The organism is Staphylococcus sp. 11-B-312 (assembly GCF_016743055.1).
In the GTDB taxonomy this organism is placed as follows: domain Bacteria; phylum Bacillota; class Bacilli; order Staphylococcales; family Staphylococcaceae; genus Staphylococcus; species Staphylococcus ureilyticus.
Genome location: NZ_CP068241.1, coordinates 2,588,941 through 2,612,128 on the forward strand (window position 1 = coordinate 2,588,941; position 23,188 = coordinate 2,612,128).

At 31.8% G+C, this 23,188-nt stretch carries 29 protein-coding genes and 1 riboswitch; of the genes, 13 read left to right on the top strand and 16 right to left on the bottom strand.

Annotated features, from left to right (window positions below; all coding sequences use genetic code 11):
* Window positions 1-225: 225 nt before the first annotated feature.
* Both JG554_RS12460 and nfsA read right to left on the bottom strand, forming a co-directional pair.
* Window positions 226-792, bottom strand: a complete 567-nt coding sequence (locus tag JG554_RS12460; protein WP_046207545.1) for a hypothetical protein — start codon at window positions 790-792, stop codon at window positions 226-228.
* A 75-nt stretch (window positions 793-867) separates the two neighbouring features.
* Window positions 868-1,623 (bottom strand): oxygen-insensitive NADPH nitroreductase, encoded by a 756-nt coding sequence (nfsA, locus tag JG554_RS12465; RefSeq protein WP_203265317.1) that lies wholly within the window; start codon window positions 1,621-1,623, stop codon window positions 868-870.
* A gap of 386 nt (window positions 1,624-2,009) precedes the next feature.
* Between nfsA and JG554_RS12470 the strand changes: the two genes are divergently transcribed.
* The 6 genes from JG554_RS12470 to JG554_RS12495 all read left to right on the top strand — a co-directional run bounded on the left by JG554_RS12470 (window position 2,010) and on the right by JG554_RS12495 (window position 8,884).
* On the top strand, window positions 2,010-4,001 hold the full coding sequence (locus JG554_RS12470) for a catalase (protein ID WP_203265318.1): 1,992 nt from the start codon (window positions 2,010-2,012) through the stop codon (window positions 3,999-4,001).
* A gap of 299 nt (window positions 4,002-4,300) precedes the next feature.
* Entirely contained in the window at window positions 4,301-4,651 is a 351-nt protein-coding gene (locus tag JG554_RS12475; RefSeq protein ID WP_046207056.1) for a helix-turn-helix domain-containing protein, read from the top strand.
* Window positions 4,652-5,343: 692 nt separating this feature from the next.
* The gene (ahpC, locus tag JG554_RS12480; RefSeq protein WP_046207057.1) at window positions 5,344-5,913 is read left to right on the top strand and encodes an alkyl hydroperoxide reductase subunit C; all 570 of its coding nucleotides are present in this window, start codon (window positions 5,344-5,346) and stop codon (window positions 5,911-5,913) included.
* A gap of 16 nt (window positions 5,914-5,929) precedes the next feature.
* Window positions 5,930-7,453 carry an alkyl hydroperoxide reductase subunit F gene (gene ahpF, locus JG554_RS12485; RefSeq protein ID WP_046207058.1) on the top strand — a complete coding sequence of 508 codons (1,524 nt, stop codon included), beginning with the start codon at window positions 5,930-5,932 and terminating at the stop codon, window positions 7,451-7,453.
* Window positions 7,454-7,722: 269 nt separating this feature from the next.
* On the top strand, window positions 7,723-8,343 hold the full coding sequence (locus tag JG554_RS12490; protein WP_070038372.1) for an NDxxF motif lipoprotein: 621 nt from the start codon (window positions 7,723-7,725) through the stop codon (window positions 8,341-8,343).
* A gap of 325 nt (window positions 8,344-8,668) precedes the next feature.
* Window positions 8,669-8,884, top strand: a complete 216-nt coding sequence (locus JG554_RS12495; RefSeq protein ID WP_046207060.1) for a hypothetical protein — start codon at window positions 8,669-8,671, stop codon at window positions 8,882-8,884.
* A 54-nt stretch (window positions 8,885-8,938) separates the two neighbouring features.
* On the opposite strand, the gene JG554_RS12500 is transcribed toward JG554_RS12495, so the two are convergent.
* A complete protein-coding gene (locus tag JG554_RS12500) occupies window positions 8,939-9,517 on the bottom strand; it encodes a histidine phosphatase family protein (RefSeq protein ID WP_046207061.1) in 579 nt (192 codons plus the stop codon).
* A 109-nt stretch (window positions 9,518-9,626) separates the two neighbouring features.
* Between JG554_RS12500 and JG554_RS12505 the strand changes: the two genes are divergently transcribed.
* Complete coding sequence (locus tag JG554_RS12505) at window positions 9,627-9,992, top strand: DUF4870 domain-containing protein (protein WP_107359906.1); 366 nt, start codon at window positions 9,627-9,629, stop codon at window positions 9,990-9,992.
* A gap of 104 nt (window positions 9,993-10,096) precedes the next feature.
* On the opposite strand, the gene JG554_RS12510 is transcribed toward JG554_RS12505, so the two are convergent.
* The 3 genes from JG554_RS12510 to JG554_RS12520 form a co-directional block, all read right to left on the bottom strand.
* Window positions 10,097-10,723 (bottom strand): LysE family translocator, encoded by a 627-nt coding sequence (locus JG554_RS12510; protein WP_046207063.1) that lies wholly within the window; start codon window positions 10,721-10,723, stop codon window positions 10,097-10,099.
* 189 nt (window positions 10,724-10,912) lie between these two features.
* A complete protein-coding gene (locus JG554_RS12515) occupies window positions 10,913-11,227 on the bottom strand; it encodes a DMT family transporter (RefSeq protein WP_064209633.1) in 315 nt (104 codons plus the stop codon).
* Window positions 11,227-11,553: a DMT family transporter gene (locus JG554_RS12520; protein ID WP_107359907.1), complete on the bottom strand. Its 327-nt coding sequence runs from the start codon at window positions 11,551-11,553 to the stop codon at window positions 11,227-11,229. The genes JG554_RS12515 and JG554_RS12520 overlap by 1 nt, the downstream gene beginning before the upstream one ends.
* 52 nt (window positions 11,554-11,605) lie before the next feature.
* Window positions 11,606-11,703: riboswitch (guanidine-I (ykkC/yxkD leader) on the bottom strand.
* 259 nt (window positions 11,704-11,962) lie between these two features.
* Here JG554_RS12520 and JG554_RS12525 point away from each other — a divergent pair.
* The gene (locus tag JG554_RS12525) at window positions 11,963-12,187 is read left to right on the top strand and encodes a hypothetical protein (RefSeq protein ID WP_019469882.1); all 225 of its coding nucleotides are present in this window, start codon (window positions 11,963-11,965) and stop codon (window positions 12,185-12,187) included.
* A gap of 41 nt (window positions 12,188-12,228) precedes the next feature.
* Here JG554_RS12525 and JG554_RS12530 read toward each other — a convergent pair whose 3' ends face one another.
* Complete coding sequence (locus JG554_RS12530; RefSeq protein WP_064209635.1) at window positions 12,229-12,648, bottom strand: GNAT family N-acetyltransferase; 420 nt, start codon at window positions 12,646-12,648, stop codon at window positions 12,229-12,231.
* A 218-nt stretch (window positions 12,649-12,866) separates the two neighbouring features.
* Here JG554_RS12530 and JG554_RS12535 point away from each other — a divergent pair, with 218 nt between their 5' ends.
* Window positions 12,867-13,043, top strand: coding sequence for a hypothetical protein (locus tag JG554_RS12535; RefSeq protein ID WP_164987250.1), 177 nt, complete (start codon window positions 12,867-12,869; stop codon window positions 13,041-13,043).
* A gap of 104 nt (window positions 13,044-13,147) precedes the next feature.
* On the opposite strand, the gene merA is transcribed toward JG554_RS12535, so the two are convergent.
* The 3 genes from merA to JG554_RS12550 form a co-directional block, all read right to left on the bottom strand.
* Window positions 13,148-14,470, bottom strand: coding sequence for a hypothiocyanous acid reductase MerA (gene merA, locus JG554_RS12540; protein WP_107359908.1), 1,323 nt, complete (start codon window positions 14,468-14,470; stop codon window positions 13,148-13,150).
* Window positions 14,457-14,891 (bottom strand): redox-sensitive transcriptional regulator HypR, encoded by a 435-nt coding sequence (gene hypR / locus JG554_RS12545; protein WP_046207067.1) that lies wholly within the window; start codon window positions 14,889-14,891, stop codon window positions 14,457-14,459. The genes merA and hypR overlap by 14 nt, the downstream gene beginning before the upstream one ends.
* 162 nt (window positions 14,892-15,053) lie before the next feature.
* A complete protein-coding gene (locus tag JG554_RS12550; RefSeq protein ID WP_064209637.1) occupies window positions 15,054-15,458 on the bottom strand; it encodes an SRPBCC domain-containing protein in 405 nt (134 codons plus the stop codon).
* Window positions 15,459-15,849: 391 nt separating this feature from the next.
* Here JG554_RS12550 and JG554_RS12555 point away from each other — a divergent pair, with 391 nt between their 5' ends.
* Together JG554_RS12555 and JG554_RS12560 are read left to right on the top strand one after the other, a co-directional pair.
* Window positions 15,850-16,587: a poly-gamma-glutamate hydrolase family protein gene (locus JG554_RS12555; RefSeq protein ID WP_046207069.1), complete on the top strand. Its 738-nt coding sequence runs from the start codon at window positions 15,850-15,852 to the stop codon at window positions 16,585-16,587.
* A 94-nt stretch (window positions 16,588-16,681) separates the two neighbouring features.
* Entirely contained in the window at window positions 16,682-17,986 is a 1,305-nt protein-coding gene (locus JG554_RS12560; protein WP_046207070.1) for a TrkH family potassium uptake protein, read from the top strand.
* 98 nt (window positions 17,987-18,084) lie between these two features.
* On the opposite strand, the gene JG554_RS12565 is transcribed toward JG554_RS12560, so the two are convergent.
* The 4 genes from JG554_RS12565 to JG554_RS12580 form a co-directional block, all read right to left on the bottom strand.
* Entirely contained in the window at window positions 18,085-18,321 is a 237-nt protein-coding gene (locus JG554_RS12565; protein WP_046207071.1) for a hypothetical protein, read from the bottom strand.
* Window positions 18,322-18,493: 172 nt separating this feature from the next.
* On the bottom strand, window positions 18,494-19,189 hold the full coding sequence (locus tag JG554_RS12570) for a hypothetical protein (RefSeq protein ID WP_107359909.1): 696 nt from the start codon (window positions 19,187-19,189) through the stop codon (window positions 18,494-18,496).
* 139 nt (window positions 19,190-19,328) lie between these two features.
* On the bottom strand, window positions 19,329-20,645 hold the full coding sequence (locus tag JG554_RS12575; protein ID WP_107359910.1) for a LysM peptidoglycan-binding domain-containing protein: 1,317 nt from the start codon (window positions 20,643-20,645) through the stop codon (window positions 19,329-19,331).
* A 201-nt stretch (window positions 20,646-20,846) separates the two neighbouring features.
* Window positions 20,847-21,035, bottom strand: a complete 189-nt coding sequence (locus tag JG554_RS12580; RefSeq protein ID WP_046207074.1) for a hypothetical protein — start codon at window positions 21,033-21,035, stop codon at window positions 20,847-20,849.
* A gap of 226 nt (window positions 21,036-21,261) precedes the next feature.
* Here JG554_RS12580 and JG554_RS12585 point away from each other — a divergent pair, with 226 nt between their 5' ends.
* Both JG554_RS12585 and JG554_RS12590 read left to right on the top strand, forming a co-directional pair.
* The gene (locus tag JG554_RS12585; RefSeq protein ID WP_107359911.1) at window positions 21,262-21,585 is read left to right on the top strand and encodes a hypothetical protein; all 324 of its coding nucleotides are present in this window, start codon (window positions 21,262-21,264) and stop codon (window positions 21,583-21,585) included.
* A gap of 13 nt (window positions 21,586-21,598) precedes the next feature.
* Window positions 21,599-21,784, top strand: coding sequence for a helix-turn-helix transcriptional regulator (locus tag JG554_RS12590; RefSeq protein ID WP_107359912.1), 186 nt, complete (start codon window positions 21,599-21,601; stop codon window positions 21,782-21,784).
* A 145-nt stretch (window positions 21,785-21,929) separates the two neighbouring features.
* Here JG554_RS12590 and JG554_RS12595 read toward each other — a convergent pair whose 3' ends face one another.
* Together JG554_RS12595 and JG554_RS12600 are read right to left on the bottom strand one after the other, a co-directional pair.
* Window positions 21,930-22,418, bottom strand: coding sequence for a GNAT family N-acetyltransferase (locus tag JG554_RS12595; RefSeq protein WP_064209641.1), 489 nt, complete (start codon window positions 22,416-22,418; stop codon window positions 21,930-21,932).
* A 151-nt stretch (window positions 22,419-22,569) separates the two neighbouring features.
* Window positions 22,570-23,100, bottom strand: a complete 531-nt coding sequence (locus JG554_RS12600; protein WP_046207078.1) for a hypothetical protein — start codon at window positions 23,098-23,100, stop codon at window positions 22,570-22,572.
* Between the last annotated feature and the right edge of the window lie 88 nt (window positions 23,101-23,188).

Here is a 23,188-nt window from a genome sequence, read left to right on the forward strand (position 1 = left end):
GACATAAAACAAAAACCGTCAATTTCTATTATTATTGCAATAGAAATTGACGGTTCTTTTTTAGACCAAAGTATTTATTTTACAAGTACTTAACATATGGACAGTTAAATTTAATGAAACAGTCGATTTAATTTTAAACTTTTCATTTTGATTGTTTTCCTTAACACTGACTGTCTTTGCTTCTATTTTGTTAACAGAAAATTGATCCTCACTTTTAAATATTTATTATCTTGGTTTAAATGGACCCCAAGTAATTTTTTGTTTACTATCTAACGGAATGTTATCAATTGTATTCGAAACATCATCAAACCATTTTAAAAATGCAGGATTTTTGTCTAAATGCGCTTCAGCACTATCTTCGCTAATATCATGTAAATACCACGCCTTACTTTCAAATTCATATTGAATCTGTGAATATGCGAGCCGAGTTAAATTAACACTATCATATAAGCAGTTCACATGCTTCACGAGATTAGGTGCTTGTGAAATTAAACTATTTGATATGGTTCTTTTATGGGTTTGATTATCTAAATCATTCCACATTCTTAACTGGCCATCCATTTGAAAGAATATATCTATCGTAGAATCGTTTTCGTTAAATGAAATAAGAATAAATATACGTTCTGCTGTGTGATCAACGGAATTAATAGCTCCAACAACTAACTTTTGGGCCAATTTCACCCAATAGGCTTGGGCTTCTTGAGGGGTTAGTTTACTGCTAGAAGAATAAATATATTGCTCTTTAGCTTTATGATTTCCATGCGTTTTCTTACCAAAAAATTTGTCAAACATGCTCAACATAACCAACCCCTTTCTATGATATGACCTTTTCATCATAAGTGACACGCAACAGAAGTTGTCAGTGAATTATTTTTTAATAAAACCTGATTTATTCAATTGTTCTAACATATCTAGTCTCTGCTTAGCACTCATAAAATTAGAAATTTGTTCTGACCACGTTTCAGTACGTTCACCATTTGTACGGGATTCATAATATTTACTTACAGTTTCATCGTAATCTGCTAATGTTTTACGTTGCGTTTCTTTATCACTGTCATATTTATTGTGATGGAAGATATTTTCAAGTGGTAAACGTGGTTTAGGATCTCCATTTTCGTCATCTGCTGGTAAGCCTAATGCCATACCAAATAATGGGAAAGTATGCTTAGGTAAGTCTAAAATTTCACGCACACGTTCAACATCGTTTCTCAATGACCCTAAATAAACCATGCCATAACCCATGACCTCAGCTGCAGCAGCAATATTTTGTGCAACTAATGTCGCATCTATCGTACCGACCAACAAACCTTCTGCTGATTCAAATGATGTTGCCATATCTTTTTTAGTATTTTCATTAACGATTGCATGTCTGTAATAATCCATAACAAAGACAAATAAATAACCGTTTTCTACTACATAAGGTTGACCTGACACTTCTTTCAAGTCTTCTTTAACTTCAGGATCATCTATACCAATAATTGAATAAGCCTGTAAATAGCTTGACGTTGAAGCGCTTTGACCCGCTTCAATTAATTTTTTAATATGCTCCTCTGGAATAGGCTCTTGCTTAAAGTTTCTGACTGAATGGTGTTTTTTCAATAAGTTGTATACATAATCAGACATGTATTATCCGCTCCTCTTTTGTGTATGTGTTTATAGTATTTAGATGTTAACAAAGCTCACAGTGAATTGCTTGTTATTTGTTTACCCTTTTTTCACTCTTATTAAATGTTATCATCCTATTTAAATGTTGAATATTCCTAAAATATATAAACAAAATAAAACACGAATGTGATGCTTGTGTGCTTCAATTAAATAAATCATCTTGGCACATTATATATGTCAGAAATGGACACAAAAATACTTCTTAAATTTTTTCATATATTGCTATATAACCACAAGTATATTTTCCTTTTGTAATATCTCCTGTTTTAAAAATAATAATATTCAAAATTGAAATGTTTTCCAAAACATAAATGTGAAACAATAATAACAAGGGGGTAATTCATTTGAGTAACAAAAAACAGGAACAATTAAAAAAAGTAGAAAAAAACAATGACGATAAAGCAATGACGACGAATAATGGCGTTAAAGTAAGTGAAGATGAAAACACATTAACCGTTGGTGAACGTGGTCCTAGTTTATTAGAAGATTTCCATTTTAGAGAGAAAATTATGCACTTTGACCACGAGCGAATTCCTGAAAGAATCGTACATGCTCGCGGTTTTGGCGCTCACGGTGAATTTCAAGTTTACAAAGATTTATCTGAATACACTTCTGCAGACTTTTTAACACATCCTGAAAAGACTACCCCAGTGTTTGTCAGATTTTCAACTGTCCAGGGATCAAAAGGTTCTCCAGATACAGTAAGAGACGTGCGTGGTTTTGCTACAAAATTCTATACAGATGAAGGTATTTTTGATTTAGTAGGTAACGATATACCTGTTTTCTTTATACAGGACGCTATTAAATTTCCAGATTTAATTCACGCTGTTAAACCTGAACCACACAATGAAATGCCTCAAGGTGGGACTGCTCACGATACATTCTGGGACTTTTTCGCACAAAACCCAGAATCAACGCACACAACGGTTTGGGCTATGAGTGACAGAGGTATCCCTAAAAACTTTAGACAGATTGAAGGATTCGGCATCCATACCTTCCGCTTGGTTAATCGTGATGGTCAATCCTATTTCGTAAAATTTCATTGGAAGCCAGTTCACGGTTTAGAATCATTGGTATGGGATGAGGCACAAATCTTATCCGGTAAAGATATTGACTTCCATCGCAAAGATTTATATGAAGCAATTGAAAAAGGAGACTACCCTGAGTGGGAATTAGGCCTTCAAGTGATTCGACCAGAACAAGAATTTGATTTTGATTTTGATATTTTAGATCCAACAAAAATATGGCCAGAAGATGAAGTTCCAGTTGAAATTGTTGGTAAAATGACGTTAAATCAAAACGTATCTAATGTTTTTGATGAAACGGAACAAGCAGCGTTCCATCCTGGTCATATCGTGCCTGGCATTGATTTCTCTAACGATCCTCTATTACAAGGACGTTTATTCTCATATACGGATACTCAAATATCAAGATTAGGTGGACCAAACTTTAATCAAATACCAATTAATCGACCAGTTAATGAAGTACACAATAACCAAAGAGATGCTATGCATCAAATGAATGTCCATAAAGGACAAACGGCATATCACAACAATGCATTAAACAACAACGATCCCCACACAACACCTAAAGAAGAAGGCGGCTACGAACATTATCAAGAAAAAGTTGAAGGACGTAAAATACAAAAACGTAGTGAAAGCTTTAAAGATTATTACAGCCAAGCTAAACTTTATTTGAATAGTTTAACAAAGCCTGAGTTCGACCATACCGTAGATGGATTTTCATTTGAAATTGGTAAATGTAAATCAGCTATGGTTAAACAAAATGCAGTGAATCAACTAAACAAAGTTGATCGCGCATTGGCAGAGCGCGTCGCAGCAAACGTAGGTGTTGAAGTGCCAGAAGAAAATGAAGAAGTACAAACTGATGCCAAAGATAGTAAGTTAACAATGGAAAAATTCGATATACCATTACCTGGACATTCTGTAGCAGTACTTGTGAACGGTGAGATAAATGAGAAAACATTAAAAGCATATGCCAAAACATTTGCCGACAACAAACTCAACTATGCTTTTGTAGGCAAACAACCTAAAGATATCACTAAAGATTTCGGCATAACTGAAACGTATGATACTGCACACCCTACATTATTTGATAGTGTGTTTGTAATTTCAGATGGTGCAGAATTATCACCGGATGCAGAGGCATTTGCAGAACTCACATACAAACACAACAAACCGCTAGTTGTTAATCAAGCCGCATCAGAAAAATTATCAAATGCAAAACTAGACTTGAACGCACCCGGTGTATATATTTCAGATGATGCTCAAACGATTATTCAAGCATTTGAACGCGCAAGATATTGGGACAGATAAGCATATAAAATTAAAATAATATATCCCTACAACGATATATTTAATGATACAAGCAGACGAGATAGAAATTTTTCATTGTAATTTAATTTCTATCTCGTCTTTTTTATGTGAATATGGGTAAATACTTACTAAACATTTAAAGATTCAATTTACATCAAATTGATCTGATTTCATGCTATATTTATTTCAAAAACACCTTCAAATAGGTGTTTGCAACCTCGAGTTGCACACGAGTAAACGATTAAGTGCGTGACATTACATGGTGATACCGTTAATTTCAAATAAAAGGAGTGATAACTATGGAAATTGGACCACGTATCAAAGAACAACGCGAACTCAAAAATTGGTCGCAAGACGAACTTGCTGAAATATTAAATATTTCACGTCAAAGTATTTCAAAATGGGAACTGAACAAAGTCTATCCTAGTATTGATATGTTAATAAAAATGAGCGACCTATTCGACGTCTCATTAGATGAACTCATTAAAGGAGATAAAGCATTAAAAAAGACAATTATTGAAACCTATCAACAACCAGTTTCTAATCAGAAAGATCGTCCTATGAATGTTTGGGAATTTCTATCTAACTTTTGGTGGTTATTCTTCCCTGTAGCGTTTATTATTTGGTGGATGGTACAGTCGTTTGTTTGACTGTAAAATTGTTTATTAATATGATTATTTCACTTTTTTCAATGAACAACTCATAAGCTATTTTAAAAACTTAGGAATAGAAATGTAGCTAATAAATTATTTGTTATGCTTCTATTCTTAAGTTTTGAGTAGCATAAACAATTCACTTTTTAAATTCTCCTAAATTCCACAACCTAAAATAATCTCTTTATGTGATTCAATCATTTTATATACACCTATTGTTAACATGGAACAATTTAGCAAATATCAAAATGCGGCGCTAATGTTTTCCAATAAATCAATTTACTTTCTTTAATATTTACTTATCATTACAAGTTCCAAAAGCGGTAAATAAGTTCACAAATTTGTGATAATTTTTCATAAGCCTATCATATCAAACTTTCAATGCCTTCCTTCTCAATTCTTATGTTTAGTTGAGAATAGGAAGGCTATTTATATAGTGTGAAAGAAAATACAAATAATGTATATGCTTTCATTTTCTTATGTAGCTTAACTAGTTTTATTGTCTTCTAACACAAATAGCGAGCACGATTTAAATCTATTGTGCTTTAAAGGTACTAATGTTGACGAAACAATAGCTACATGCAATAATAGTAATTGAAAGATTAGAATTATTATAATTAAGAAATTATGATAATCTGATTAATAATATTTAAATTAACACTAAGTTATTAAATAGGAGGATGTTTTACATGTCTTTAATCAACAAGGAAATTTTACCATTTACAGCTAATGCTTATGATCCAAAGAAAGATGAGTTTTTCGAAGTTTCTGATGAAAACTTAAAAGGTTCTTGGAGTGTAGTTTGCTTCTACCCAGCAGACTTCTCATTCGTATGTCCTACTGAATTAGAAGATTTACAAAATCAGTATGATAAATTACAAGAATTAGGTGTAAACGTATATTCAGTTTCAACGGATACACACTTTGTACACAAAGCTTGGCATGATCATTCTGAAGCAATTAATAAAATTCAATATACAATGATTGGCGATCCTTCACAAACAATCACTCGTAATTTTGATGTATTAGATGAAGAGGTGGGCCTAGCTCAACGTGGTACATTTATCGTTGATCCTGATGGTGTTGTTCAAGCAGCTGAAATTAATGCGGACGGTATTGGCCGTGATGCAAGTACATTAGTACACAAAATTAAAGCAGCACAATATGTACGTCAACACCCAGGTGAAGTTTGCCCAGCTAAATGGGAAGAAGGTTCAGAAACATTACAACCTGGTCTTGACTTAGTAGGTAAAATCTAAGGAGGCATTGATTTGAATGCTTAATGATCAGCTAAAATCACAATTACAACAATTACTTCAATTAATGGAAGGTGATGTTGTACTACGCGCAAGTCTTGGTTCAGATGATAAATCGAAAGAACTAAAAGAGTTGCTAGACGAAGTTGCAGCAGCATCATCTCATATCACAATTGAAGAGAAAGACCTAAAACGTACACCAAGCTTTACAGTAGATAAACCTGACGCAGACACAGGGATTACATTTGCTGGTTTACCTATGGGTCACGAATTTAATTCACTTGTATTAGCTTTATTACAAGTCAGTGGTCGCGCACCTAAAGAAGAGCAATCTGTCATAGATCAAATTAAAGCTTTAGATCGCCCACTCAATTTTGAAACTTATATCAGTTTAACGTGTCAAAAATGCCCGGATGTCGTTCAAGCATTGAACTTAATGAGTTTATTAAATCCAAATATCACTCATACAATGATTGACGGTGCTATTTTCAGAGAGGAATCTGAAGATATTATGGCAGTGCCAGCTATCTATTTAGATGGTGAAGAATTTGGCAATGGACGCATGACTGTACAAGATATATTATCTGAACTAGGTAGTAAAGCAGACCCTTCGGAATTCAATGATAAAGATCCTTACGACGTGTTAATCGTTGGTGGTGGACCCGCAAGTGGTAGTGCCGCTATCTATACTGCACGTAAAGGATTACGCACTGGTATTGTTGCAGATCGCATTGGTGGTCAAGTCAACGATACTGCAACAATTGAAAACTTTATTACAGTTAAAGAAACGGATGGTCCTAAGTTCTCCTCTGCACTTGAAGATCATGTAAAGCAATATAATGTAGATACCATGACAGGTGTCAGAGCAAGTGATATTGAAAAAACAGACAATGGTATTATTGTCACTTTAGATAATGACGCTAAATTACAAAGTAAAACCGTGATTATTGCTACAGGTGCACGTTGGCGTAAGCTAGAAGTACCTGGTGAAGAAGCCCTTATCAATAAAGGGGTGGCATTCTGCCCGCACTGTGACGGACCTCTATTTGAAAATAAAAACGTTGCTGTTGTTGGTGGCGGTAACTCAGGTGTAGAAGCTGCAATAGACTTAGCAGGTATTGTAGAACATGTTACACTACTTGAGCGTAACGCTACCCTTAAAGCAGACGACGTATTACAAGAACGTTTAAGCTCTTTACCAAACGTTACAATTATCAAGAACGCACAAACAACTGAAGTTTTAGGTGAAGCTTCAGTGACGGGTCTTAAATATCAAGACAAATCAACTGGTGAAGACCACACTATAGAATTGGAAGGTATATTCGTACAAATCGGATTACTTCCAAATACAGAATGGTTAGATAACTATGTTGAGTTAAACCAAGCAAATGAAATAATCATTGATCGTACAAACGCTACAAGCATCCCAGGTATATTTGCTGCAGGCGATGTTACAGACGATCGTAATAAACAAATCATTATTTCAATGGGCGCTGGTGCAAATGCTGCATTAAATGCATTTGATTATATCATTCGACACTAATCACTTCCCTATTCAAATAGATGATAAAGGAGAACCAAATTTGGTTCTCCTTTTTTTGTTGTTTTCATTTCTAAGGAAAAGCAGTCGAATCTTGTTACACAAATATGAAACGTTTTCGCTCAAAGTTTCAAACTTTGTTCAAAAGATTGTGCGTTTAAGTTTACGACATCTATATCAATCAATAGCTTGAAATGATAGTCTTAGGTTATAATTTCAAAAGCACATCAATTAATATAAATTGGACTATTTTTAAAGGAGCAATACGTTTTATGAAAAAAAGTATACTTATAACATTCGTTCTCATGCTAACTGTCATACTCACAGCATGTGCTAATGAAAATTCAAATGATGATAAACAACACAGTGAAAGACATGCCCCTTCAAATGTCAAAAAAGTTACAGAAAGTAATATCTTTGCTTCTCATAAAAAAGGCGAAAATATAAGCGAAGATGAAATGAACAAAGCGATAAAAAAATATCTAGATGTTAATGCAGATATTCTCGACAATAAATATCTAATACAGTATAAATTAGATAAGCAAACCGGTACGGATACTAAAATCACAGACGCACAAGCCAAAAGATTATCTGATTTATCACACAATGCGATTAAAAACGATGTGCGATTTAAAAACTTTGTCAAGGACAATCATCTGCCTAAAGGTTATAAAGATGACGTGGATCGAATCATTAACTATTTCACTGCGTTAAACACCACGATTAAAGATGCTGATAAACAAATCGAAGAAGTAAATTATCAACCGCAAAACACGCTAAACGTTGTAGACGTATCAGCAGAACATGCAGGAAATGTAAACGGTAAACAACAAGAAAAAATCAAAAAGTTCCTTAAAGATAAAGGTATTAAAAGTGATGCAATAGATAAATAATGTATCATTCATGGTTATTCAACTACTTGAATTTGTGAACATTCTTTGAATAACTATCAAATTCATTTTTATTGATATCAAATAAAGTGCTATGCATTACAAAATGATGACAATACCAATTCCCAGCATTATAAAGCCTTTTAAGCGCTTACTTAAAGTTAAATGATTCATCTTGACTTATATTTGTAAAAAACCTTACATGATTGTAAGGTTTTTTAATATAAAATGACTTTTTTTCTCGGAGATGTATTTGTTATCCTATGTTATAAGATTGAACACAGTAAACGTAGGAGCACAGCCGAAAACTTTATAGGGAGGTTGCACTATGGTAATTACGATTTTACTAGGTGCCATGGCTGCTGTCTTCATAGCTTTTAATCTCTTTGAGAAAAAAGAAACTTATGGCGTAATTTCATATAAATCTATTGCTTTAAGCATTACTTACGTCATACTCGCAGTTATTGTTGGTAGTTTCTTAGACAATATCAACACTATATTCCAAGGATTTCACGATAGCTTAACAGCAGCAAAAAGATATTAACCTGAACTGAGCAAATAAACAGTTCAGGTTTTTTAATACGTCATTTTATCAAAGCTAAAGCTCAATTTCATAAGGTACACAATTATCAATTTGCTTATCTATCACAGATGCTTTATTTTCATAACCTAAGTATACGAAACAACATCTAATTACAACTTGATGAGCAATGATTACAACTGTATCTAAAGATGTATCTAGCTCTTGTTTAAAGAAAGTTTCTACACGTTTTAAAACATCTTCATAACTTTCTCCTTCTGGTGCTTTTTGAGTAAAGCTGTGCCTAAATGAACTGTTTGGACCGCCATTAAAATAAGTTTCAAATTGAGCATTTTGTTCAATTTCACTCACTTTTTCACCCTCAAACTGACCTAAAGAACGTTCTCTCAGTAATGTCGTTACACTAGCTGGAATATCTTTATCAAAAATTGCATTATATGTTTGTCTCGTTCTTGTTAAATCAGACAAATAAATATGATCAATTTTGACTTGATTAAAATGATGTTGTAATAATTGCGCGTCTCGAGCGCCTTTTTCAGTTAATGGAACGTCTAATTGGCCACAAAAATAGTGATTTCCTTCTTTTTTATCGTAATTGGATTTTGATTCACCATGGCGAATTAAGTATAGTTTCATATGTTTGTACTCCTTTGTATTTTTAAATAAGGTAACATTTTTGTTAGATGAAGTATAACTTCTATAATAAAATATTTATTTTTGTTACTTTAAATGTGAGGTGATAAAAATGAATGAACAACCTTTAAATTCAGATACGCAAGGTGGACGTGTCTTAGCTTCTGTAAGTTATTTCAGCATATTTTTTGCTCCAATCATATTACCTATCATCATTTGGATTTTTGCTGATAAACCAGCATCCACGCATGCTGCTAAATCGCTATTCTATCATGTCATCACATATTTAGGACCGATATTTATTATTATCGTTGCAAGTTTAGGTGGCATGATCGTCAATCAACAACATCATACAATTATGGTCATAATGATAATTTTAGGAATTATTTTAATCTTATTCACGATTTGGTATACAATTAAAAATATTTATCGTGGCGTCAAAGTAATAATTTCTGAAAGTGCTTATTTTAACCCCTAAGATAAATCATTTACTTTTGAATATTCGATAGACACAAAAACACACTAAAAAAACAGCTTGGGAAAATATTGTTTCCTCAAGCTGCTTTTTTTGTTAAATCTAGATTAACTACTTTTGCTAAATAATAAATTAAGCGACAGACCAATTAACACTGCACCTACCGTATAGTCAAAAATAGCTTTAATCTTTCTGTTTGCAAAAAGTAATTTAATGTATTGAAAAATATATACACAGAAAATAAACCATAATAAAATAACTGTCGTTACAATCGCGGATAACACCGCTATTTGTGTGGTAACGCCTTCGCCCGCACTTAAAAATTGCGGTAAGATACTTATGTAATAGAGTAATGCTTTTGGATTTAAAATGGTACTAAAGAAACCTTGCCTATATGAACTTAAATAGCTGATTTGTTGTGCTTTCATTTGTGTGATTGAAAAATTCATACTTTGACGTGCACTAATAATACTTTTGATACCTAAATATATAAGGTAACAAGCACCCAGTATTTTAATCACTAAAAACACGTAATACATATTTGCCAAAATAAAAATAATACCAAAGACCGCTAGTAGAGAATAAACAACATGGCCTGTCGTTATACCCAATGCTGCCATTGCACCATTACCTTTACCAGAAGTGATTGAATTTTTCATCACGACGAAAAAATCAGGTCCTGGGACGATAATAATCATTAAAGTAATTGTTATAAATGCGGCTAATCCTTCCATTTTCTGCACCTCCACCTTAATTATGTTATCAAGATGCACACGGTATCGCAACACGCGAAACAAATCTTTTATGATTCTGTTATGGTGATGTTCAAATAATATATGAACGAAATCCAAAATTTGGTCAATGGTCAATCATTGAAAGCCGTGAAATGGAAAAATAATTTATGTGATATAACTCAGTTAATTTTAACTTAATAATTTCAAACCAATGGTGCTACCCAATATAACTAGAATACAAATAATTCGTTTAATATCCGTTGACTCTTTGTAAAAAAGCATACCTAAAACTGCTCCGCCAACAGCACCAATGCCAGTCCATACAGCATATGCAGTGCTCATAGGCAACTGTTTCATAGCAATAGATAATGTTAAAAAACTAATTGCAAAGAAAGTTATCATCCAACCAAGCGATTTATATTTGCGACTATGCACATAAGCATTCAAAAATGTAATACCAAGCATTTCAAATATACCTGCACAAATCAGTAAAATCCAAGCCATTATGAATGCCCCCCTTCATTTGTCGTCACTAATTTCAAACAAATTACACCAAGCAACAATGTCATTATTAAAATGATTTTTCCTGGTTTAAATGGTTGATCAAAGAATATAAAATCAGCTAGTGTAACGCCAGTTGTACCAAGTCCTACAAAGACTGCATAAGATGTCCCTACCGGTAATACTTTTGAAGCATCTATAAGTAAGTAAAAACTTAAAAATATAGCAATGACTGTCAATATCCACTCAAATACTGATGAAGCATGAGTTAAGCCAATAACCCATCCCACTTCAAAGAGTGCTGCAATCACAATTTTTAACCAATTCATAACAAAATCCTCCTTTAAGATTAAAAAAGCCTGAGAGATAGTCATCTATACTATCTCCCAGGCTTTTATCCTTCCGTGTCACATATTAATATGTGCCTTTCTCTCGGACCGAACCAACACCATCGTTGTGGAACCCTAGAAAGGTTTATTCAATTAGTGAAATCGTATCAAATTACACTTCGAACTTCAAGTTAAGATGATTCAGTTTATAATAAATTATATTAATTCTTATAAAGAAAGCGTTTTAAATTAATTTTTAAGTCAAAACTCTCTACATTTTATGTATTTTAATGTATAATAAGGATTACATTATAATAATTATAATGTAATGGTGTCGTCAATGAAACTTATTCTCAATTGAGTATTTTGATAAACGGACTAAAACGATTGATAAAAGTGAGGGATTATTATGAAATTATTAAATTACAAAATGCAAAATAATGAACTCGTTGCAACTGTATTATCTGACAAGAAGCAAGTATTCAAATATACGTTTGATGTAAATACACCAGAGTATGAAATTTTAGATGTACTAGAAGAAATCAACCATTATGTTGACAATGGTCATCATCCACTGGGTTGTTCTCTATTGAAAAATTATTCACATGAGGATGTGAGTCACAATATTTTATAATCTAGATTCTCGACCAAAAAGGTGAGTATAGCTGATAGACATTAATCAGTATACTCATCTTTTAATTTTTGATTTGCATAAATGGCCATACCTGTTTTTAATTTTCGAAAACCTAATTTTTGATATAATCCTTCGACGCCATGCGTTGAAATTAAATGCACGCAAGACACCTGCCCCAATTGGTTAATCATTCTACATACAATGTCATAACCTATACCCTTATTTTGATAGGACTGATCCACGATAACATCATAAATAGCTGCGTTAAATACACCATCTGATAAGGCTCTCGCTAATCCTATAGCACTACCATTATGCTTTGCCACCACGATATGTGTGCTAGCATTAAAAATGGTCTTAATTTTTTCCTTATTATGCCCCATCCAACCATTCGAGTGATATATTTTTATAAAATCTTCTAAATCATGTGAGTCAAATACATAAGTATAATCTATTTTCATCTCTATCACACCCTCATCATTTGTGTATATCAATCTATTTTATAGCTTTCTATACCCTTACATTACATAATCATTTATAATATATTTAAATCATCTTTTAATGTCACGTCATACATCACATATGATGTACAAAGAAGGCGTTAATATAAACAGTTAACAGGGTAAAGAGATAGTAAAGACGTTATTATTTTATCGATACAAGTAAGGAGGGACGCAAAATGTGGATTGTTTCAATATTACTCATTATCGTTGGTATTGTGTTGCTCATCATAAATAACCGTACACCTAAAAAAGAAGGTGTCGGCAAAAAACAAAGTTTAGTCAGCTTTGGTGTGGTCTGTTTAATCATCGGTATTTTCGGACTCATAGGTCAAATTATTAAATCAATTATATAAATCATCATATTAAAAAAGAGCGGGGTCGTAATCCAGTTACACTAGATTACTTAACCCTGCTCTTTTTGATTAGAGACTTTTAATATTTATTAAAAATATTTGCTTTACATATTGAATAAATCATTAAATGATTCAACCATTGTAGGATGTGTATAAATATTTTCTTTTAATACTTCATAAGATAAATGTTGGTCAATTGCTAATTTTACTAAATTAATAATTTCCTCAGATTGTAAGCCATATAAAGTAGCACCTAATATTTCACTTGTTTCTTTATTAACGACTGCTTTAAACAAACCTCTTGTATCATTGTTTATTTTATGACGCGGAATTGTGTTTACAGGTACTGCATTTTCTAAAATTTGATAACCTTGTGCTTTTGCTTCTTCTGCTGTTAAACCTACACGTGATAATGGTGGATCAATAAATACAGTGTATGGCACAGCACCGCGATTTTCGGTCGTACGTTTGCCATCACCAAACAATTGATCTTTTACAATTCTGAAGTCATCTAATGAAATATACGTGAATTGCATGCCACCTTTAACATCACCTAATGCATAAATATTTGGCACGTTTGTTTGTAAGTTTTGGTTTACTTTGATTTCTCCACGTTCACCAATTTCAACATCTGTATTTTCTAAACCTAAGTCTGTATTTGGTTTACGACCAGTAGCTAACAATACCGCATCCGCTTCATAGCTTCCTTGTGTCGTGTGTACTGTTGTGCCAGATGCATTATCTTCAAAACGCTCTGTATCTGCATTTAATACAAGATTAACACCTTTATTTTCAAGATCTTTTTTAACTTCTGCAACAATATCTTTATCTTCTTTAGGCATGATATCATCATGTTTCTCTAAAACAGTTACTTGTGTATCAAAATTCGCAAACATAGAAGCAAATTCTAATGCAATATAGCCTCCACCCACAATAACTAAACGTTGAGGTTGTGTTGCCAATTCCATAATGCCAGTAGAATCATATAAATGCTTTGATGTTTCTACACCTTCGATGGATGGAATGATTGGTTGTGCACCTGTATTAATCACGATATCTTCTGCAGTAAGTGTTTCTTGTACTTCACCATTTTCATCTAATAATTCTACTTCATTATTAGACTTAAATGCTGCAGTAAAATCTAATACGTTGATATTATTATCATCTGCTAAATTATGATAATTCTTACTGTTTAGTGCATTTACTACATCGGATTTTCTAGAAAAAGCTTGTTCAAATGAACCGTGTGCTAAACCTTCATGCACAAGTGTTTTTGAAGGAATACAACCTATATTAATACATGTACCACCATACATCTTTTGCGATTTTTCAACTACAGCTACACTTTTTCCTTGGCCAGACGCAAATTTTGCTAAAGTTTTACCACCTTTACCAAATCCAATTATTAATAAATCATACTTTTTCATAATAATCCTCCTTAATCGTTTCATTTAAAACGTCTTTAATCGTTACATTTTGATAATAATTAATTAATAGCTCTTCTTCTTTTTGATGAAACTTAAACATCGTGTTGCCAATTTCTCTTGAAACTTCACAGTCACTACCAGCATCTCCAGTAAATAAACGTCCTTCTGAGCGATCTTCTTTAAACATCACAAATAGTTCAGACAAGTTAACATTTGCTGTCATATCATTAGCCTGATACCCTCCAAATTTACCTCTAGAAGTAGCTAAATAATGATGTTGATTTAACTTACGAGTTACCCTGCGTAATTGAGCCGGATTAATACAGATACGTTCCGCTAATTCATTGCTGCTAAAACGCTCATCATCATGTTTTAGCAAAAAAGTCAGTAAATGTACTGCTATATTGAATTCTAAATTCAAAGAAATCACCTTTTATCTTTAATTGAAACTTTTATAGTTACATTTAAACATATTAAACCATATCGTGCAAAATTTTTGTTTTGGTATTTGAAAAATATATAAAAAGGATTGGAAGCGTGAACAAAGTTAAACATTGCCATGCTTTCAATCCTAGTTGGATAGTTACAATAATGCACCTCTTATTTTATTGCCATATTCTAAATATGATTTCAGACAACTAAGCATATATACCCAGCCTTCTTTTTGGCCTAATAAGCGTGCTACATCATTTTCTTCTATATCTTTTTCTGTAGTAGTTACAATTGTATGATTATCATCACCATCGAATTGTATTGTTACATGATTATCGCCCCACTTAAATTGAATCATTTCATTTTCAACCATATCTTCTATTAAAATATCGATTTCAGCATGATACTCTTCATATCGTAAGGTAATTGTTTTACCCTCTTCCCAACGTTCAGAACTTGAAGAAAACCAAAATCCTCCTATATAATCTGGATTGACAAAAGCTTCAAACACTTGATCACTAGATACATTGACTTGCATTTTAGTTACTATATCCAAAAAATTCACAACCTTTCTTCTAAAATTAAATATTTTGTAATCATTCAATCATAAAAACACATCACTATGTCTTATTAAGGCATTCAGCGTGATTGACCGAACAGGAAAGACTAACCGCACATGTTAGCGTTGATCATAAATTCATAAACATGGTTATCATAATGCTCGGTCAGTACATGTTTTATTCTCCATGCCGTCGTTATTACTTTTTCTAAAATATCCAAGCTATTTCATTTTCAATTTAATAATTCACTCTATACCTTTCATACCCTAATATGTAAATTTCATTACAATGTTATTAACATAATTGTAAATAACATATAATCTATGCAGCATTAATAAATTTGTTATACTTTACTAGTCAGTAAATACTTTTGATCAGGAGTTAACGATGAAAAATATTCTAAGCACTTACGTATATTATTTAGTTATGCTTGTTATTGTTGGCATCATACTAGTTAGTCTATACTTTACATACATATGGAACAATAACCAGTCACCCAATCAAGATAAATATCAAAATTTCGCTCAATTAAAATCAGATACAGTGAAACAGCGTGATTGGCAAAGAAATGTTAAAAAAACAAATAATAAAGATATACTTATTACTGCGATACATGGTGGCGGTATAGAACCGGGCACCTCCGAATTAGCTAAAATCATTTCTAAAAAAGGAGACTTTAATTTATATAGCTTTGAAGGCTTACTAAAATCAAGTAACAAACAATTGCATATTACATCTACCAATTTTGACGATCCTAAATTGAAAGAAATGACAAATCGTTCTCAAGAATCTATCTCAATACACGGATTTCAAGGTGATAAAGATATCGTTTATATCGGCGGCCAGGATAAAAAAATGGCGCAATCCATAAAAAAAGAATTAGAAAAAGAAGGGTTTAATGTAGAAAAAAGTCCAAATAATATTAATGGCCGTTCTTCTAAAAATTTCATCAATGAAAATGACTCAGGTTCCGGAGTTCAACTGGAGATATCTACATCTATTAGAAAATCATTTTTCAAAAAGGACAATTTAAACAGAAAGACGAGAGAAAACACGAATAAATACCGAAATTCAATTTATGATTTCGCTGAAGCCGTCACTAAAGGCATTCGTTCACAAACTTAAAAATTAATTTTTTCAGTTTACTTCTATCAATTAACTTGCTTTTTTTAATAATGAGTATAAAATACTCATTATTAAAATGCGAGGGACTTTAAAAATGAGACTATTAAACAAACCATTATATATGTATTTAATGTTGTTTTTATTCACCACAATCGTTGGCACCTTATTATTATATCTACCGGTCACAGGTGTAAAACCTTTAGATTTTGTAGACGCATTTTTTATCTCTGCTAGTGCATTTACAGTTACTGGCCTAGCGACTATAGATATATCTAGTCAATTTAATTGGTTAGGCGATACTATTATTTTATTACTTATTCAAATTGGTGGGTTAGGAATAGTCACGGTAACACTTTTAACGCTGATACTGATGCATCGAAAAATCAGTTTAAGAAACCGTTATTTGATTATGACAACCTGGAACATTGAAACACCTGGTGGCGTCATCAAATTGATTCTTCAATTCGTCGTTTATAGTATCCTTACAGAATTCATTGGAGCAATATGTATCGCACTATCATTTATTCCAAAATATGGCTTTGGTAAAGGGCTATTTTTAAGTGTGTTTACTTCAATTTCTGCTTTTAATAATGCTGGTTTTTCATTATTTAGTGATAATATGATGCGCACTGTTAATGACCCTATAATAACTATAATCGTTCCAATTCTTATCATCATGGGCGGTATTGGACCGCTTGTCTTTTTAGACGTCGCTACAACAAGAAAGTTAAGTAAATTAACCGTACACTCAAAAATAGTATTAACGACATATGTCATACTCATATTTATTGGTTCGGTTGTGTTTTACTTTTTAGAATATAACCATTCTATGATGCATTTATCATTTTTAGAAAAACTTGGCGCTTCATTCTTTCAGTCTGTTACGACACGAACTGCTGGTTTTAACAGTGTCGATATCGGACAAATCACACCACCTACTTCAATATTATTAATGCTTTTAATGTTTATTGGTGGCGCCCCTATCAGTGCTGCAGGTGGTATTAAAGTAACAAGTTTAGTCTTAACGTTATTATTTATAAAAAGTACATTAAAAAACGAACAACACCCTTCTATTTTCAAAAAATCTATACATGACCATACATTAAAAACTGCTGTGGCCATTACATTTTCTGCCGGGACATTCGTTATATTTATCTCATTTATTGTAAGTTATTTGAATTCGGCAATACCTTATTCTAAAGTATTATTTGAAGTGATTTCCGCTTTCGGCACTGTTGGGCTATCGATGAATTTCACGACATTATATGATAGCCCAACGAAAATAGTCATTGTACTCACAATGTTAATAGGTAAAATTGGTATACTTACATTTCTCCAATTATTTATTACTGAAAAAAAGCAAAAATTTTATTATGCTAAAGAAAATGTGCATCTATAAAAAATGAAAACAGACCAGAAATTAGTTTTTAATTTCTGGTCTGTTTCTACTTCACATAAATATTCGTTTCAGTACAATCTAATCAAACCCTCATCACACTATTTTACTCTTCTTAAAATTGTTGATGTTATTGCACAAATCATTGTCACCAATACCAAAATATTCATCATTATCATATGTGTACCAGTTATTTCGAATCCTAAACTAAAGTTACCAGATTGACTGTTGGTAAAACCATTAACAAATATGATCGCTAATACGCTTATCGCACATAAAATACCAATCACATCAAAAAAGAATTTAACATATGGATATTTAATACCTTTAGTTAACATGCGTCTCACCTCAACTAAATTTAAAGTTACGAACTATATATCGTATGCTAACAATTTCCTAATTACGATTACATATAATGTATCACACTATACAAAATCATAAAATAGTTAGAATTGTTGATGCCATGATCAAATCACTTCAAAATTGTTCTTTACTTTATACCACAAAGCATCATTCATTAACCAATTGTATTCTTTGGGCTAACTTTTTGATTTGTGCATTGTCTGTTGCATTAACTTCAACTGTTTCTACATCTTGCTCAACTGCATTTTTAGTGTCTTGATAAACATCCTCAGGGTTCGAAGATGTGCTTGTCTCCCATCTGTAAGGAATTTTTTTATAAATATTAATAGTTCCATCCCCATTACTACTATATGTTATTGAGCCACCCACTTTCATTGGTGCTTCTAATTTAACAACATCCTCAGGATATTTTGCGCTTTTTTCCGCATTTTCATTTACTGGCGACCCTTTTGGATATTTTTTGACATAAATATTTTTGACATCTTTAATCATGCCTAGTTGATGCCAAACACGTGCGTATTCGATCTCTGAAGCACTTAAACCTGTTAAATAACTTGTACTATTATCGTCATTTTTCTTTTTTGAAACATTATCGTTTTTCTTTTTAGCTTTTGAATCTGTATTCTTGTCATTTTCAGCCGTTGAATCTTGAGGTAACGACTGATCCTTTTTTGCTTCACTTTGTTCTGTAGATTGTCGTTCCTCACGCTGATCATTGTCTTCATCTTGTTTGTTTGTATTACTGCTTTGCTCAACATCATCACTATTTTTTTCGTTGTTACCACATGCTGTCAAAATCACTGATAAAAATAACAATGACAGTATTAAACTGATTTTTTTCATTATCTATACCCACCTATGATTTTATATTATTAAAGTAACACGAAACTATGACGTTCACAATTATATTAAAAAATCATTTTTCAATGTATTAAAAAACGAGCATAGTCCATTAAGACTTGCTCGTTTATATGCAATACTTCTATTTTATTTTTAAAATTTGCCCTACTTTCAAACTATTAGAACTCAACTTGTTATCCTTTTTAATTTTATCTACAGTAGTACCTTGATTTTTAGCAACACTGTATAAAGTATCACCTTTTTTAACCGTATATGTCTTAACTAAATATAAAATTTGTCCTTTACTAATATTATCAGACTTTAAATGGTTCCATTTTTTTATGTTTGCTACACTCACTTTACTTCGTTTTGAAATATTATAAAGTGTGTCTCCCTCAACCACTTTATGTGAATCTCCAGTAATAGAATCACTTGGTGTGTTAGGATTTTTTAACTTTAGTACTTGTCCTACAGAAAGTATGTTACTCGTTAATTTATTCCATTTCTTAATATTATCTATTGAAACGCCACTTCTTCTCGAAATACTATACAGCGTATCACCTTTTGATACTTTATAAGTGCTACCAGTAATTGCTCCATCACTACTACCACCTGATAGAGATTTATAGTGTTTTTGTACTAAGCTGTAAAACTGGTTCATATTATATCCCCATTGTCCGAAATAGCCAATCGGATCTGAATGGTCTGAACCACCCCAATATTGACTTACCGCATTGTGACTTATAATTGTGCCTGTCCCTTGATTATTGTCAGCAAGCGAAGGTTGTAGCCCATTGGCTTTCAACATTTTTGCGGTTAAATATGCTTGGTTATTAACTGATCTTGCAAAACCATCAAATGTGTTTGATCTTGTTAATTCAATTTGATAAAAATATGGATTAGCGTTAGCACCTGCACCCCAAGCTAAATATTGACTTGGCGCAGTCTGCACAATTTTATCGCTACCCGCATACGCATGTACAAATGCACTATTATAATTGTTGTACATGTAATTTACCTCACCATCAATTGTACTGTTTGGATTGGCCGTTTCATGAATTACTACACCGATATATTTGCCAGATTTATAATTATACTTTGGTAAGTTATTCATTCTAGAATCTTGTACAATTTTAGCTGGCTTTATATTATTATTTGCTATGTATGTATTTACATCTTGATATGCTCGATTTGCTGAAAAACTTCTCATTTCAGCATTTTGACGTTCACCATCTTTATTATGTAACTTTAAATCTCCTGGTGTTAATGCATTTTTCAATTGTTGCGGACTCATTTTTTGAGCTTTTTCATAATCAATGGCTTTACTCGTATTTTCTTTATTTTGTGTATCATTTTTCTTTGTATCCTGAGTGCTTTTATTTTCTTGTGCTGCCATTGCAGTTTGTGACAATAATAAACTTGAAACCAACAACAATGAAACACTAAATCTAAACTTCATAACGACATCTCCTTGAATAAAATATTAATCCGTTTACTATTAAGTAGCAAAAAATTTCATTTACAAAACTTCTTTAATTCATTCTATATTAATATTGAATTAATTACAAAATGAAATATTATTTTATACTTCATATTAACGACATTTACCGTTTCTAAAACAAAATTAAAAGCCGTCGCTCACTTGAGCAACGACATTTTATTAAATATCTGTAAAAACACTAGACAGTATCGCAATCAAAGCCACCACTAACACAAGTACTAAAATGGAATCAATTTTTCTTTGATTACGTTGGTTCATAGGTTTTCTGAACTCTTTTAATGCTTTAAAACCTGCGATTAAAACAATAATTAAACAGACTAAATGAAATAACAAGGCAAACACAGCCATCACAATCACCCCAAGTCATATGAATAAGATCTTCAAACCGTATCACTACAAAAACCTAAAAATCTCTTATGAAAAGGTCATATTATTTATTTATCCATACCCTTTCTACTTATTAAACTAACGAGCACTTTTATTTTCTATTTAAAAATGTCAAAAACATTTGACATTTAAGCACATATTTTTTTATGTTGAAAATGAAAAATTTTCTACTCATGGAGGCATCATTATGAAATTATTCATCATTTTTATTGTTGTTTTATTATTTACAGTCAGCTGGACGATACTGTCACATAAATTTTTACCTTCAGAGATATCTGACCAAGCTAATAATCAATATGACGAAAGGCAAAGTAAAATATTCACAGAAGTACTTGCTAGAACTTGCGTTTGGACAATACACGCCCTACTCTTAACATTTATATTGCGTATAATTAATGTATGGGACTTTAATCACAGCTTTTTTTCAACTTATCCAGAGCTATCCGTCATTATCATTATTTTCATATTAACGATTATGAACTATTTTTACGTAAAACGTAAATATACATAAAAGGGAAGATAAAATGAAAAACAAAATCAAATATTATCGCAAGCAGAAGGCCATTTCCCAATTAAAACTTAGTCAAGCACTTGGCGTTTCTAGACAAACCATTAATGCGATTGAAAATAATAAATATGATCCATCATTATCTTTAGCATTTAAACTGGCATCAATGCTCGATACTACCGTTGATGATTTGTTTAGCTAATTAGCATTGATGCTAATACGTATCGCAAAATGTTTCCACTGACTTACCAAACGATTAAAATAACTTATCTAACATCATGTCCGGCACAATTTCTATAATACTTTATTTACTTGCTCTAAAATAGCATCGTTGGCTTTAAACATAATTATTTCAATATCAATTGATAAAAAGCTAAATCTAACCATCTGTCAAATTTATAACCGACACTTTTTATAGTTCCACATAATTCAAAACCATATTTTTCATGCAATTTAATGCTAGCAGTATTTGATGCGTCAATACCTGCAACAATTGTCTTATAATTTCTGTTTTTAATTTCTTCAATTAATTTAACTAAAAGTTGTGAAGCTACACCTTCATTTCTAGTTTCTGGGTCAACATAAATCGAATGTTCTACAGTATATTGATACGCTGGCCAATTTCTAAACGCACCATATGTTGCAAATCCAACAACTTGGCCATCTTTTAAATATACAAAAATGGGTTCAGCTTGCTCTAATTTTGTATGAAACCAAGTTTCTCTTTCTTCAATGGTTACTGGCTCATATGTATAAACTGCAGTCGTATTTAATATTGCATGATTATATATACTTAAAATCGATTGTAAATCTGATTGACGTGCTTGTCGTATCATATCGTTTCACCTCTATTTCATTGTATATTCAAAGTATATCTACAGCAAATCTATGTCATAAAACATAACAAAAACACTCACCATAACCCTAAAGTTATCTAATGAGTGTTTTTCATAAAAATATTTATATATGCACAAAGCACAAATAGTATTATTTATTAATAAATTGTAATTCATAAAGTTCTTTTTCATCATACGTATTAAATCTATCTAATTTACCATTTAACATGATTGTTTTTACTTTTCTACTAACGTTATGATAATAATTAATTCTAATATTTAAATTAGATTCATAACCATTATTTTGAATGGTACTTTGCAATTCATCAAAAACATCTTTATTAATTGGTAATAAATAACCTTCTTTACTTGGTAATATACTTACATATTTCTTTTGAATTACGTTATCTTCATTAAGAATAATTTCAATCTTAATATCTTTTGCTGCTCCGCCACCTAGATTAAAAATTTTCAAATAATCTTGGTGTTCAACAGAATCAGAACTTGTATTAATCATTTGTAATTGATTATCTTTATCTAAAGAAAGTAAAATTTGATTAAATCCAAGCGCAGGAATAAAACTTATTTTCATTTGGTACAGTTGTATTGAAACTGAAACAAAATAAAATAGTGCCATTATAAAAGTTCCAATAGAACCAATAGCTGAAATAATATTTATCATACTAAACCACCTTTATATTATCATTGAGAGATGGTCGTTGATTATCGTAATATTTTCACAAAAAAGATCATAATTTCTACCCGTTATA

Coding starts and splice junctions, on each gene's coding strand:
- JG554_RS12460 (WP_046207545.1), bottom strand. CDS start 792: ATGTTTGACAAATTTTTTGGTAAGAAAACGCATGGAAATCATAAAGCT.
- nfsA (WP_203265317.1), bottom strand. CDS start 1,623: ATGTCTGATTATGTATACAACTTATTGAAAAAACACCATTCAGTCAGA.
- JG554_RS12475 (WP_046207056.1), top strand. CDS start 4,301: ATGGAAATTGGACCACGTATCAAAGAACAACGCGAACTCAAAAATTGG.
- ahpC (WP_046207057.1), top strand. CDS start 5,344: ATGTCTTTAATCAACAAGGAAATTTTACCATTTACAGCTAATGCTTAT.
- ahpF (WP_046207058.1), top strand. CDS start 5,930: ATGCTTAATGATCAGCTAAAATCACAATTACAACAATTACTTCAATTA.
- JG554_RS12490 (WP_070038372.1), top strand. CDS start 7,723: ATGAAAAAAAGTATACTTATAACATTCGTTCTCATGCTAACTGTCATA.
- JG554_RS12495 (WP_046207060.1), top strand. CDS start 8,669: ATGGTAATTACGATTTTACTAGGTGCCATGGCTGCTGTCTTCATAGCT.
- JG554_RS12500 (WP_046207061.1), bottom strand. CDS start 9,517: ATGAAACTATACTTAATTCGCCATGGTGAATCAAAATCCAATTACGAT.
- JG554_RS12505 (WP_107359906.1), top strand. CDS start 9,627: ATGAATGAACAACCTTTAAATTCAGATACGCAAGGTGGACGTGTCTTA.
- JG554_RS12510 (WP_046207063.1), bottom strand. CDS start 10,723: ATGGAAGGATTAGCCGCATTTATAACAATTACTTTAATGATTATTATC.
- JG554_RS12515 (WP_064209633.1), bottom strand. CDS start 11,227: ATGGCTTGGATTTTACTGATTTGTGCAGGTATATTTGAAATGCTTGGT.
- JG554_RS12520 (WP_107359907.1), bottom strand. CDS start 11,553: ATGAATTGGTTAAAAATTGTGATTGCAGCACTCTTTGAAGTGGGATGG.
- JG554_RS12525 (WP_019469882.1), top strand. CDS start 11,963: ATGAAATTATTAAATTACAAAATGCAAAATAATGAACTCGTTGCAACT.
- JG554_RS12530 (WP_064209635.1), bottom strand. CDS start 12,648: ATGAAAATAGATTATACTTATGTATTTGACTCACATGATTTAGAAGAT.
- JG554_RS12535 (WP_164987250.1), top strand. CDS start 12,867: ATGTGGATTGTTTCAATATTACTCATTATCGTTGGTATTGTGTTGCTC.
- merA (WP_107359908.1), bottom strand. CDS start 14,470: ATGAAAAAGTATGATTTATTAATAATTGGATTTGGTAAAGGTGGTAAA.
- JG554_RS12555 (WP_046207069.1), top strand. CDS start 15,850: ATGAAAAATATTCTAAGCACTTACGTATATTATTTAGTTATGCTTGTT.
- JG554_RS12560 (WP_046207070.1), top strand. CDS start 16,682: ATGAGACTATTAAACAAACCATTATATATGTATTTAATGTTGTTTTTA.
- JG554_RS12565 (WP_046207071.1), bottom strand. CDS start 18,321: ATGTTAACTAAAGGTATTAAATATCCATATGTTAAATTCTTTTTTGAT.
- JG554_RS12570 (WP_107359909.1), bottom strand. CDS start 19,189: ATGAAAAAAATCAGTTTAATACTGTCATTGTTATTTTTATCAGTGATT.
- JG554_RS12575 (WP_107359910.1), bottom strand. CDS start 20,645: ATGAAGTTTAGATTTAGTGTTTCATTGTTGTTGGTTTCAAGTTTATTA.
- JG554_RS12580 (WP_046207074.1), bottom strand. CDS start 21,035: ATGGCTGTGTTTGCCTTGTTATTTCATTTAGTCTGTTTAATTATTGTT.
- JG554_RS12585 (WP_107359911.1), top strand. CDS start 21,262: ATGAAATTATTCATCATTTTTATTGTTGTTTTATTATTTACAGTCAGC.
- JG554_RS12590 (WP_107359912.1), top strand. CDS start 21,599: ATGAAAAACAAAATCAAATATTATCGCAAGCAGAAGGCCATTTCCCAA.
- JG554_RS12595 (WP_064209641.1), bottom strand. CDS start 22,418: ATGATACGACAAGCACGTCAATCAGATTTACAATCGATTTTAAGTATA.
- JG554_RS12600 (WP_046207078.1), bottom strand. CDS start 23,100: ATGATAAATATTATTTCAGCTATTGGTTCTATTGGAACTTTTATAATG.